General features: G+C 58.6%; 10 protein-coding genes and 1 riboswitch. Of the genes, 2 read left to right on the top strand and 8 right to left on the bottom strand.

Annotated features, from left to right (window positions below; translation table 11 throughout):
* Positions 1-52: 52 nt before the first annotated feature.
* Positions 53-152, top strand: a riboswitch (SAM-I-IV-variant riboswitch).
* A 123-nt stretch (positions 153-275) separates the two neighbouring features.
* Entirely contained in the window at positions 276-902 is a 627-nt protein-coding gene (locus UC35_RS10530) for a hypothetical protein (protein ID WP_145979400.1), read from the top strand.
* Between the two features lie 54 nt (positions 903-956).
* Here UC35_RS10530 and UC35_RS10525 read toward each other — a convergent pair whose 3' ends face one another.
* The 4 genes from UC35_RS10525 to UC35_RS10510 all read right to left on the bottom strand — a co-directional run bounded on the left by UC35_RS10525 (position 957) and on the right by UC35_RS10510 (position 3,813).
* A complete protein-coding gene (locus UC35_RS10525) occupies positions 957-1,580 on the bottom strand; it encodes a hypothetical protein (protein ID WP_061499039.1) in 624 nt (207 codons plus the stop codon).
* A gap of 93 nt (positions 1,581-1,673) precedes the next feature.
* On the bottom strand, positions 1,674-2,570 hold the full coding sequence (locus UC35_RS10520; protein WP_061499035.1) for a hypothetical protein: 897 nt from the start codon (positions 2,568-2,570) through the stop codon (positions 1,674-1,676).
* The gene (locus UC35_RS10515; protein WP_145979399.1) at positions 2,567-2,860 is read right to left on the bottom strand and encodes a hypothetical protein; all 294 of its coding nucleotides are present in this window, start codon (positions 2,858-2,860) and stop codon (positions 2,567-2,569) included. The genes UC35_RS10520 and UC35_RS10515 overlap by 4 nt, the downstream gene beginning before the upstream one ends.
* 29 nt (positions 2,861-2,889) lie before the next feature.
* Positions 2,890-3,813, bottom strand: coding sequence for a metallophosphoesterase (locus tag UC35_RS10510; RefSeq protein WP_061499029.1), 924 nt, complete (start codon positions 3,811-3,813; stop codon positions 2,890-2,892).
* Between the two features lie 284 nt (positions 3,814-4,097).
* Between UC35_RS10510 and UC35_RS10505 the strand changes: the two genes are divergently transcribed.
* Complete coding sequence (locus UC35_RS10505) at positions 4,098-4,766, top strand: NUDIX hydrolase (RefSeq protein ID WP_158513883.1); 669 nt, start codon at positions 4,098-4,100, stop codon at positions 4,764-4,766.
* Between the two features lie 200 nt (positions 4,767-4,966).
* Here the strand turns inward: UC35_RS10505 and UC35_RS23020 are convergent, their stop codons facing one another.
* The 4 genes from UC35_RS23020 to UC35_RS23015 are packed head-to-tail and all read right to left on the bottom strand — an operon-like array spanning position 4,967 to position 12,129.
* Complete coding sequence (locus UC35_RS23020; protein WP_082793025.1) at positions 4,967-7,027, bottom strand: AIPR family protein; 2,061 nt, start codon at positions 7,025-7,027, stop codon at positions 4,967-4,969.
* On the bottom strand, positions 7,027-7,962 hold the full coding sequence (locus UC35_RS10495; protein ID WP_145979398.1) for a PD-(D/E)XK motif protein: 936 nt from the start codon (positions 7,960-7,962) through the stop codon (positions 7,027-7,029). The genes UC35_RS23020 and UC35_RS10495 overlap by 1 nt, the downstream gene beginning before the upstream one ends.
* Entirely contained in the window at positions 7,952-10,651 is a 2,700-nt protein-coding gene (locus tag UC35_RS10490) for a Z1 domain-containing protein (protein ID WP_082793022.1), read from the bottom strand. Before UC35_RS10490 ends, UC35_RS10495 begins: the two co-directional genes overlap by 11 nt.
* The gene (locus UC35_RS23015; RefSeq protein WP_082793019.1) at positions 10,648-12,129 is read right to left on the bottom strand and encodes an ATP-binding protein; all 1,482 of its coding nucleotides are present in this window, start codon (positions 12,127-12,129) and stop codon (positions 10,648-10,650) included. Before UC35_RS23015 ends, UC35_RS10490 begins: the two co-directional genes overlap by 4 nt.
* Positions 12,130-12,454 lie beyond the last annotated feature (325 nt).

Here is a 12,454-nt window from a genome sequence, read left to right as displayed (position 1 = left end):
AAGAACGGCAAGTCACAGGGGTAGACGCCTGAGGTTCATCGACGTACACTTCAAGGCGCATTGAGAGTCGGGGTAACCCGAGCCAACCTGCCCCCGGGGCAAGGTGGATCGCGAAAGCGGATGTGGCCACTTTGGCAACCAAGCCGGACATCTGCTTTCTTCCCCTCTTTCGATGCTGGTTTTGGTCCACCAGCGCAGGCGCGCATTGGGCCAGGGTGATTTGCCTGATTGCCTACCCCTGCGCGTCGCAGAAAACGGCTAAACCGGAGATCACGATGAAAGACTTCATCGGCGACATCGACCTGACTTACCGCCCGCGGTCCTATTTCTGGGCGTCGGATCTGGGCGTGAACCTGGCCTCGAGCATCAAGGGGGCAAGCCGCAAGCGGCTCTATGAGCAAAGCATTGCGGAAGGCGAGCCCGCGCCGCCAGGCTTGATGCAGCCGAAGCTCTCGGACAAGGAGAGGAATGCTTGGGGATGGATTCACCCGCAGCTCATGGGCGGCGAGTATCTTCCGGACCGTGCGGGTGGCGAGGTCGAGATCGCCAGGATCGCCATCAACTCCACCACCCAGGATGTGACGTGCGTGTACGTCCGGAAAGGGAAAGGCCGGCTTTTCTATCGCGTGGTCGATGAATATGGAGGCGACACGCTGGAACAGCCCAGCTCAAGAACGTCCCTGCAGCCCTTGTCACTGGGCGGACTCACAGAATTCTTCTTGCGGGCGTGGAATTTGAAAGGCTGCCTTGGGTCGAACTTTGACCTCGGGCGTGACTCACCCGAGGACGTGCACGGATTTGTGCTGGAGGCCAGCTCGGACTTCTATCCCGAGTTTGGGTCGCTGGTGCGGTCGCGCATGGATCTCTGGCTGCAAGAGTCGGCGGAGCGCGAAGATGAATAGTTCAATCCACGGCAATGAGAGGAACAGCCTTCTTGCGCTTGCTGAACGCGTGACTCAAGGCGTGGATCTGCGATTGATGTCGGCCAGGTAGTGCTTCAGCCAGTAGCCGCGGAAGGACGATCGGGCGGCTTCCTGGTAGGCCACCCGCAAGTCCTTCAAGAACTCCCCGGGATCCGACCGCGCAGCGACGATGTCGGCGATGAGCCATTTGGCAACCAGGTCGTCGTGAAAATACCTGATGAACCCCGCCTCATCCTTCTTGTTCGGCATGCCCCTCACCCTGTCGCGGCCCTCCGGTGTGGCGGTGCGTCTGGCGAAATACGGCACCAGGGTCGCGCAATAAATATAAGGGAGGACCAGCGAGCTGATCCGGTTGGCGTCGATCAGGATGACGGGGAAGAAAGCGCAGGAAAAGAACTCATCGTGCAGGTACTTGGCATATCTGTCCTGCACACGGATGACATCGCCGATCAGCCGCGGTCCCGCTTCGCGCACCCACCAGTGAATGGCGGCGCTGAGGTCGCGGCCCGGGTGCCAGAACCAGGCTGTCTTGCTCGATTCGTCGCGGATGGCAATGCAGGTGTCCAGCCGTTGTTCCATCTGCCTGCCGGTCAGCTTCAGGGCTTCTTCTTTCCGCGGGAACTCGATGTAGAGGTCCGTCTTGTTCTCGTTCGTCATTGGGGGAATCCTTGTGAAGCGGGAACGCCCCGCCATGCGTTGCCTGCTCGGCTAGCCAGGCTTTGGCCAAGCGGTGTCCGCAGGCCATCTGCTTCACCGGCGCTTGGGACTCTTGCGCGCCAGCCACTCCTCGATCCGCGCCGAGCGCAGGCGCCGAAGATCCGAGCCACTCCAGCAGCCCAGGGTGCTGCGTCCCCAGAGGCTGCCGAGATAGTGCCTGCGCCGCGCTTCGCCCCACTCGTCCCAGGCCGCCGGCAGCTCTGAGTCGCCTGCATTGGCGTCGTGCCGCGCCAGCAGGAACCACTCGAGGGAATGACACCGTGCAGGCAGCACGCGTTCATCTCCACCTCGATCGTGCATCGCCTGACCCGCTCGCATCAGCACCGCGGTTGCTTCGGCGGCCGACAGCGTGGCGAGGGCCCGCGCGAAGTCACCCAAGGTTGCGTCCGCCAAGATGAGCGAGTAGGCGTCCCACTCGGGCAGAGTCTCATAGCGGAACGGCTCATAGTCAGACTCCGCGAATGCCCTGAAGGCCGTGTAGAGTGTCTCCACGACGTCGCGCGTGGGCACGCGTGTGGACTGGTCGATCGTGTATTTTCCCGAGCTCCACTGCAACCGGAACGAACCTTCGGCGCCTCCCGACGAATACCACTTCATCCGGCCGTACGGACCTTCCGGGTCCCACGAGAAGGCGCACTCCTGCACGCCGATGGTGATTGCCTCGAGGAACCGGATGAATGCCGGGAAGGCGCACCAGAGCGATGAGAAGTAGACCGTGTGTTCGACGCTCGGTTTTGCCCCCCGGTGCTCGTCACCGATGGACCGGCCCGTGCCCGCCTCCACCGCCTGCACCCAGGTGGTTTCCCCGCCCATTCGGAGGTCCAGCTCGATGTAGTCGGCGGTGCTGTGATAGAAGCGCGCCTGGAGCCCGCCGGGCTCGTAGCGGAAGGACAGCGCCGGCAGCTTCTCGGCTTCCCCATCCTCGCTCATGCCGCCTCCCGCCCGCCACACAGCACCTGACAGCGGTGCCTGGCGTAGTCCCAGCCGCTGAACTGATCACCGGTGCCGGAACGCACCGTGGCGTCCTCGCCGAACATCGCATACCGGTCCCACAGTTCTTCCGAACGCATGCCCGGCTTGTGCTCCTGCTCGAGGAAAGAGTCGACAACGCCCTTGCAGTGCGCCACGGCTTCCTCGTAGGAGGCGAAGCTGCCACCGGCCCACGAGGCGCCTTCGCCGGGCGCACTGAAGTTGTCGATGTAGGTGACCTGAAATCCCATGATGACCTCCTTGTGGTGACCGGCCCGGCTCAAGCGCCGGCCGAGACAAAGTGCTTGTCGGTGAGCTCCGGCTCGCCCTGCCAGCGGTAGGCCACTAGCGGCTGGCCCTCCTTCGCGGCCGAGTAGTCGACACAGGCGAGGCGGGTGGAGTCCAGCCGCTGCGGACCGTCGAACCAGTAGTGGCCGACGAAGACCGGTGCGCCGTCGATCGCGGCAAGCCGGTGCTGCGCCTCGACCGGCAGGTCAGGCAGCGCCGCTTGCTGCTTACTGTCCATGGCGGCGTAGTCACGGTAGCTGGTGGGCTCAGCCATCCACCACCGCACCCGGACTTCGTGCCGCGTCGTGCCGTCGTGGTCGACGAAGTCGTGCCCGCCAGGAAGCTCGACCTCGCACCCTTTGGTGAGGCCATCCATCGCGGCGTAGAGCTCTGTGCCCTTGGTGCATGCCTGGTGCATGAAGGCGTCGTCCAGCGGCTTGCCGCCGCGCGCTTCATCCACCCGCCTAACGAAATCGAGGTTCCACCACGCGTGCACCGCGCGGATCCCGCCGAGATCGAGCGCGACCGGCAGCGTGCGGAACCAGTCAATGAGCTCGCGGTATTTCCGCGAGTCGCCCTCGACGGCCCGCAGGAAGGCGTCGTGCTGCCTGTTGTTTTTGTCGCTGTGCGGCCGCAGGAAGTCATCGGTCCCCTGGCGCCGGGTGGCATAGGCGATGGCATTGAACTCGTGGTTGCCCATCACGCAACGGGCGTGTCCGCCGTCGACCATGCCCCGAACAATGTCAAGCGTGGCCAGCTGGTCCGGACCGCGGTCGATCAGGTCGCCCACGAAGATCGCCATGGCGCCTTCCGGAGGAACCCAGCTGCCCGCGCGCTCGCGGTAGCCGAGTTTGCGCAGCAGGGCCGACAGCTTTCCTGCGTGCCCATGGATATCGCCGATCACGTCGTAGTTCATGCAGATCCTCCTAAGTGGTTGGTTCATCGATGCGCCCGGGTAGGACGCATAAAAGAACGGTCTCTTTCGAGACCCCACCCATTGAGTGACCGCCGGGGGCCCGACCGTATACGGGGCCGTTCCGTCTGCCGCTGCGAAGCCGGGACCGCCGGTCGCTGGCCTGTCGGCCGCGGCGCCGAGACTTGTACGGAGCCCGGCATCCAAATGGCACTTAGTAGCACCATGCCACGAAGTGTATGCCTGTTCGGAGTAAACTGCAACTAAGTCTTCGCTGCGACAGAAAAATGAACACCACGCCCTACCCAATGCCCTTCACGCGCGTGGAGCTGTGCGTGATCCGTCTTTCTGAAACAGGGCTGGAAGTGCTGCTTGCCCGTCGCGAGCAGGCCCCCGAGAAGGGAAAGTGGGCGCTCCCCGGCGGGGTGCTGCGCATCGATCTGGATGACGACCTGGAAAGCGCCGTGCAACGGGTCGCCCAGGAGCGGATCGGCACGCGGGTGCCGTACCTGCGACTGCAGACGGTGACCGGGGGAAAGCTCAGGGACCCGCGAGCGCCCTGGACCCTGAGCATCGCCTATCGGGCGATGACACGCACGGGGTCGCTGGAAGCGGTGCCGGGCAAGCGCATCGAGGCTCTGCGCTGGTCGGCTGCCGATGCAGCCGTCGCCGACGGCCGGCTCGCCTTCGACCACGCGCGTGTCATCCGCGATGCCGTGGCGGACATCCGCGCCGAGATCCAGGACCTCAATATCCCGTTCGAACTGCTGCCAGTGCAGTTTTCGCTGGCAGAGCTGCAGCGCGAGTGCGAGGCTATCCTCGGCCGGGCGCTTGACAAGTCCAGCTTCCGCCGCCGTTTAGCAGAGCGTGACTACGTGGAACCGGTCGAAGGCGAGTTTCGAGTCGCTGCACACAGACCGGCGCAGCTCTATCGAAGGCGGCAGGCGCCGGACTAAGCGCGGCTTACGTGGCCGAAGCCGCATGGGAAGCGTCGACCCTGCCGCAGGGTTTCGAGGACCCGATTGTTCTTGCAGGGGCACCACTTTGGAGTCTGTTGCATGCTCGAACTGAGTGCGCTGCAGTTTGTCGGAGCAAATTCCCAACTCACAGGAGTGAGTCACTAAACACTCGCGCGCTCACGCGTGAGGCGTAGCGCTCACACATGTCCGTCGTAGCCGCTAGAAATCAACTTATGCCTGATTCGCAATATTCGCTCACAGTCTTTGGCGCTGGGTGCAAATCTGGGAATCCGGGACGCTGAATGAAGCAACGAGGATTCTCGATCCTCCAGTAGACCCTGATGCAGCCCCCATTTGCGCAGCCGAGCCCATTCGGTTCCGTCAATCGACATTACCGAGGCGCGCGCAAACAATCCGAACCCCGGAGGCTGTACGCCGTTCGCCAAATCCTGCATAGCGCGGTCAAGCACCGGGTCTGGTGCACGCGTCAGTATGAGGTCGTTCATCGGCAACTCCACCGCCTGCACCTTGGCCCAACACGTGGGCGACTTGGCCCACTCGGTTACGTTATCTTTTGGTCTGGACGGATCGGTCAGTACCTGAAAAACAGAGTAAGCGATTAACTCGATCTGCGCACTTAGTTCGCTCGAAACTGATTGCTGATTCCAGATTTTCTCAAGATCAACTTTACGCCCTTTGGCAAACTTCAAGACCGTGTATTGCAGCTTCGCCAATGCGTAGGTAACAATGTTCGCTCGATACCCTCCTTGGTACCACGCCTGCCTCGAAACTAGTGCCTCGGTGTGCCGGAAAAGAATCGCCAGTGCCACCAAGTAGCGGAAGTAGCCTTCATCAAACTGCTCGTTGCCGGAGTTCCATTCCCTTGACACCCATTCAGCGAACTGCAGAAAATTCTTCTGTGAACCTAAGCTAACCTTGTGCGGCAACCCTCGCCAAGTATTCTCAAGCTTCGCAACGTCCGTTTTCGTTAGCAACTGCGCCTTCGGATTCATCAACTGAAACTGGACTTTCTGAGCTTTGGTCAAACCTAGCTGTTCATTCAGATATTGCCCGCGCGCGCGTTCGTAGAACCAATGGCTGCCGTGTTGGCTCCCTGGTTTGACAGGGGTCCAACTGCGTCGCGAAAGATCTTCCACCCTGATGTGATAAGGATGATTCGCAAAAAAGTCCGCGTCGCTGACCTTGTTTTGACTGTTGGCGAAACGGGCTATCTGCGGGATCATTTCGCCTGCCTTCTCGGGGTGAAGGACGGAAAGCTTCATCGGCACCCAAATTTTGCTTAGATCCAAGCCTTCTCGCAGAGCGGCAGCAAGCGACGCTGTCGTCTGACCGCCGTTGACTATTTGAAGATTCTTAGCACTGACCAAGACTCCGTCTGAAAGGGTGATCGCCTCCGCCGTCGCCGCAATACCGTTGTTGTATGCAAAGAACATTTCGGGCTTCTCACGAATTGTTGTTTGAATACCGGAATTCACTTTGCCTTTGGTGCTCAAGAAGGCGCGGACATTTCCCTCCAAAAGTCGACTGCCGTGCCTCTCATAGAGCGCCGCGATAGCAAAGCCGGAGACTATGCCAAGGTAGGCTTGATATCCGCCATCGGTCAGACCGGCAGCCACGCATGAGACGCCGGATTGGCCGTTGACCCTGAAATCAACTTCCAGTGCATCTCGCCCGCTCACAGATTCATGTGCTCGAAACAGACGCTCAATGTCCCAGATGTGAAACTCCACCGGTATTCCGGCAAGCTCCTCCTCAGGCCACTCCTGAATTCGCGTGCTGAGTTTTCCGTCGCTAATCAAGTAAAACCGGAACCGCGACGTCTGATCTCGCAAACGCACAATTTCACTTGCCAATCCAAAAGCCGGATGGGATTCGTCCATGGATCCATCCGTGAGAGCACCCGCTAGGGCGTCCTCGAGAAACGCTTTGAGGGCACCGAAACTTCGCCTGCATTCGGTGGCACCGAATCCAACGACCCCGTCCGCATTGAAGAACTCGGCGCAAACCAGTGCCAGCGATCCGTCTACGTCGTCCACGGCATAGCCATCGACTGCCAATCGGCGATTCCTCAGGCCGACTCCCTCGAAGTGGCAGAGCTCGAAGTCTGAGAATTCTTCGGCATCCGCTAGGCGAGTTCCCACCTCTCGCACAAAGGATGCTCGGACGAAATCACTCGATGCCTCGGACTGAAGACGAACAGTTGCAATTAGATCTTCGTGAAAGTCTTCCAGCTCCATCACAGCTCGTCCAACGTCTTGGGCTCACTCGCCGCGGCGCAAGCGGCCAGCTTGATTTGATAAGAAACGTCATGCACCCCAGGTGACAAGTCACATGGGACGATTCTGGGAAAATCCGCCCCCACCCGGAACACTTTGCTTGAACTGACTGTGAACTTGGGTGCGTCGTACTCCGGCCTGGCAAAGTACCCTGCCTCCCGAATGCGGCTTTCGAAGTGATCTCGCGCATCACCGTGTCCTATGTGCGTTCGCAGTTCCTCAATCAAGAGAGTCAGGCTTTTTCCTGCAGCGATGCCCTCTGTCAGTTCCATGACTATCAAATCCAAACTCCGCGTGCCAGGCTCGAGCTGCCGCTCTGAAGCAATACGCACTGACGACGCTGCCGGTTGAACGGCCTTGACCTCCAGGCAGCATGAACCAAAGATGAAATCCTGATCTGCCCCGGCAGGGCCGGTCCACGCCGAAACAGCCATGTCCGTACCGAGCTTCGCAATCAGCCGATCAAGCACACAAAGTTCGCCGAAGAGCCCCCTGATCTCAGACAGGCCCAAAGTACCAGGTGTTCCCCGCTCGAGCAGCCGTCGCCAGTCTTCCAATCTGCGGACCACGAACTCCGTGCCCGATGTGCCACGATCGAAGTCGGCCGTCGAAGTTATCAGGTCTTCGCACAACAACGAGAAGAGGCCGAGCAGTCTGGGTTGATCCAACTCAATAATCAGCCCCCAGTCTCCCTCCGCCCGAGAAAATGATTCGACACGAAACGAACTGAAGTCCCTGGCTTGGGGCGGCTGCTTAGCATCGATTAGCAAAAGCGAGCACTCTCCCGACATGTTCTTTCCAAGATAAAAGCGGAGAGGGTGAGCCGCGTCCACCAGCTGGAAAACTGGCCTGTCCACGTCAGGAGTCAGTAACTGGAAGCGCGACTCAATCTTCAATTAGCTCCTCCTCAGCGTCATCAGACTCCTCACCTGCCTCAGTGCCAGAAAGCAAATTCCGAATCTCAACGAGGTTGATTCTGTAAATGACACGTTCGCTTTCACTACTTAATCTGGGGAAGCTCAGACCCAATGCGCCCAACACCGTACCTTCCGCAACAGCAAAGTCTGCTTCTCCCACCTTGCCTTCCAGAAAGTGCAGCGCCAACAAGGGACGCTTCCGATATGCTCGATATGCCCTGTCTGGCACGTTCTGTTTTTCGGAATTCTCGGGATCTTCGCGGAAAGTCCGCTCCGCCTCTGCTATTTGAGCGTCACTCATGCCGGCCCGCTCTAGACCGCGGGAACCGACACGGAGCTTTTGCTCGTTAACGAGAATGGAGCGGCTTCGCTCGTCGATGGCCAATTTGCGTTGCTGCAGTCGAACGGCGACCCCCTTGCGTATCGGATGGTCTTTCCCCGAACCGCTCGGAACAACGACGTCCCACCACTGGAGTTTTGGCTCGCTTGAGCGATGTACGAAACTCGCGAGGTCCTCTGGATGAAAGGTGACGTTGAGTGGATGCGCGACGAAGGCGCGCAATAGTTCGACAACGATTTCCTTGGGGACTCCAGTCCAGACCGCGCTCGCTCCCTCCAAATGAGATTCACTTGGGATGCGGTCAATTGCCTGCATCATGGCTCTGTAGTTGCCGGTGATGATCGCTTTATCGATGAGCAGCCGAGGAGTCTCAAGGGCTTCTTCGCTGACACTCATGATCCTTGTGACCTCGGAGGAGTGCCGCATTTTATTTCTCGCAGTAATCACCAAGGCATCAGGATGGGATCGCACTTTTATCCCGAAGTCGATCGGGCGTAGCCTCGACGTCTGCATATGGCGCACTTGATCACGAAGCTCCTCGGAGGCTTCGGCGATGTGCGAATACCAGTTGGCGGCCTGTTCCGTCATCCACAAGCGCATAAGGTCTTCATAGTTCGGGCGGTAGCCAAACCATCTGCCCATCTGAAGAAGGCTGTCGTACATCTGGGTGTATCGCAGGAAATAGCTGACGCAAAGACCTTCCAGCGTTAGCCCTCTCGACAAGCTGTTGCCGCCCACAGCAATCAACCGCAATCCATCTTGTTCATAACCAACGTACGAAACAGAGGCAGCGCCCGAGCGCTGATTTACGGATCGAACGCTGATCGGAAGAGCCGCACGGGAGAGGGCGGCTTGGACTTCCGTCCAACTGAATTCGCATACCGCAAACTCCGACCTGTATGTGGAAAGGAGGTCGGCAATGGTCAGATTTTGCAGCGCCTCATCCTCTGGAAGCGCTGAATAGTTCCGCACATCCTCCTGGAGCTTTCGCATGAATTCGTCGACGATATCCCGAACTTGCTCTTGGACAGCCGTGAAATGACTCACGTTTATCAACATGGAGCGATGTCGCGGGCAGTTGCCGCGCAAATCCATGATCGCGTTGGCGATCACAAAAGTCCGAATGCTTTCCAGGAGCGAGGTGGGCAGTTTGGACACGTGGAGCGCAGCTGTGTGTCCCCTCGGAAAAATTGCTTCGCCATCTTCGACAAGTCGCAGGCTTGGAGATCTATCAACATTTCCGAATAGCTTCGAGGCGCCAATATAGTTGCTAGGCGAATCCAAGGCATATACGAAGTCTCTTGGGAAAAGGTCGTCCCCCAACATATCCTCAGTAGACTCGGGGTGTATGAATACATTGGCGAAAGGCGTCGCTGTGAAGCCGATGTATGTCGAGCGCGGAAAGACCTTGAGCACACTGCGTATCGCGGCGTTGATAGCCGTTGCCTTTTCCGGATTGGTGTTTACGGATGCATTGTCGGCCTCGTCATCTACCAACAGAAGCGGCAAGTCGATGAGCCCCTCCGAATTGGCGTTGTAGTTGCGAAGCCATTCCGTCAGATTGGCCAGAATGCGCGCGTTCTTCTTCACGACCAACAGTACGGGCTCGTTGAAAGCATCCAGCCTGAACCCCAACTGATTAACAGTGCTGACCCTAAAGTCAGTGAGCGTGGATGTGAATACCCCCGCTGCTCGACGGCCGTCAATAAGGCCGACGCCGATTTCACGACGCTTCCTGTTTCTGGTGACAACACCAGAACTGTCCAACCCGACGAACCCTGCGTCTAGCCGCCCTTGCGTTTGCCTGCGCAGGCTTTCAAGCGTTCCGGTCAACAGGATCACGAGTCTGTATCCGGCGTCGGCTGCTTTCGAGATCAGCGCTGTGTAGTTAGATGTCTTACCGGACTGAACATCGCCCATGACCAGTCCGCGCCGCGGCCAGCCGTTGTGGCTAGAGGGATCCCCCGACAAGTCAAGTATTTCATCCGTGACGTTATCCAAGGCGTTCACGACCTTGGGCGCCAAGCCTTGAGCCTTCAGACTCAGTTGATAGCGCCGCCAGTAGAAAGGGTCAATGGAGGGCTTGCGCGCTTGCAGCCAAGGCGTGTACTCGTTCACGATCCTGGTGCCCAGCCCCATGTCAATTCTTAGTGCTTGGTGAAGGCGCCGAATAACAAGATCAAACTCTTCGTCAGTGACGGAGTAGACGGGAATCTTCCGTAGTTGACTTGCCAGAGACAGGATGTCCTGCTCGTTCGGAATACCTGTTTCGGACAAGGTCGTGACGGTAGCGGCTTCAAGTCGGCGCGCGTTTTCTGTAAGGGTCATGCATCCTCACTCTTTTCGAGTTTTTCCAGCCCAATTCGCTTGGCCAGATCTGGTCGACTGCTGAAGGGTTCAATCAGATGTAGATTTGTCAGGAAAGCGAGGCGCGCGGGGTCGCCAGGCGCCCACCCGTCCAGCACGGTCTCAACCATCTCGCGAAATGCAGCCTCGCCGAGATGGGTGGCGTCGTGGTGACGACTGTCACCGGCGAGCCGAGAGTAAAGCACTTGTACCGGGAAAGAACTTTCCAGGATCCGGAGCAGGTTGTCGAGCAACCGCTCTTCAGTGCTCTCCAAGTGCGCGCGCAATGAACGAATGGCGGGGTGTTCTCGATTGATATCAAAGCGGACACCATCCCGATCCACCATTTCTGTCCATCCCGGCGTTATCAATTCGAGATTTGCTTGCCGTCCGCGAAACGTCAATGTTCTTCCACTTGCTCCTCGAATCCTTTCAATGGTTCGTCTCAGGTTCCGCCGCACGGCCTCGGGCGGGACTGCCGTGGACTTCTTGATGTCAACAGTCCACAAATGATCGAGACTATTAGAAATATCGACCCGAACCCGCGCAAGCTTGCTCAGTTCATCTTTTCTAGCCAGACCAAACCATGTGCCCCAAACAATTAGGCGACGGTTCCGATAAACGTAGAACCCTTGCTGATGCCGCAAACCTTCACTACCTCCTGCTCGCTCGATCTCAGGTCGGGACAGTTTGTTCAAGTGAGGGAGGATGAAAGGCTTGACGGAAACGCGCGATCCTTCTACCGCAAAGCTATCGTCAGCAAGACGCTGGGTAGAACGGTGAGACTCCAGAAACGGATCTACTGGCTCGAGTTCATTCTTGTTAATACAGATTCGCAGCCGCTTCAAACCATGTTCACCACTCAGATAGCGATGAAAAACGAGAGCTAGGTGACTGCGAACCGTTGACATTTGTTGCCCCAATGCGGCGTCTACAGTTTCATAGCCCGCAGCCAGGCGGTCCAGTTCCTCCCAGAGCACCAGTGTTCCTGACTTGCGTTGTGTGAGTTCCCCAACATGCGGCAACCTTAGGAGTTCTTCTGGATCCAGCTGGATCAGCACCCAAGCCTTGCGCGTGGACACGAGATCGAGGTCCCAACAGTACCCAGAGATGACACGGTCCCTGATGGAAACTACTGTCAGTTTTCGGCATTGGGAAAGGGATGCCGTTTTCAAGCCGAGTCCGTATCGGCCGAGGTCTTGGAGGTCCCGCCGAAGCACTGGATTGGTACTGCCATGCCGCATCGACCTTTCGAGCACATCGGCAGACATCCCTTCCCCGTCATCCAGGATGGCGACATATGCGCGCGGTGTCGACCGGAATTCGATCTCAACGAGCTTCGCCTGCGCGGCGATGCTGTTGTCGATGAGGTCGGCAAGCGCCGATCCCGATGTGTACCCCATGGAGCGCATGGATTCCAGCAGCGCTGGGGCGTCTGGCGGATGGAGGAGTTCCTTCATGCTCGGTCTTTGAGGCGAGCACGGGAACAGTAGCTCGGTCGACGCCCGCTGGGCGTCGACTGGAACACGGCGCTGTTTGAACAGTGTTCGCGTGCTGCGTGGTGGCTATGGCTTACTGCTAAGTCCAAACTGCTGCTCTGAGTGTCAATGCCGCGAGACCGCGAGGAAGCCTACCTATCTCTTACTTCAAGCCATGAAACACGCGTGTATCACGCCTTAACCATTGACGTGAACAAGGAAATCTTGCTTGCGCCGCCAAGCTCCAGTTCAACTTTCACTTTTGCATCTCTAGCGGCGCTCTGGAGTCCGGCGCAGAGAACAGCTT

This window comes from Ramlibacter tataouinensis (assembly GCF_001580455.1).
In the GTDB taxonomy this organism is placed as follows: domain Bacteria; phylum Pseudomonadota; class Gammaproteobacteria; order Burkholderiales; family Burkholderiaceae_C; genus Ramlibacter; species Ramlibacter tataouinensis_B.
The sequence above is the reverse complement of the archived record's forward strand: the minus strand, read 5'-3'. Positions and strand labels throughout refer to the sequence as shown.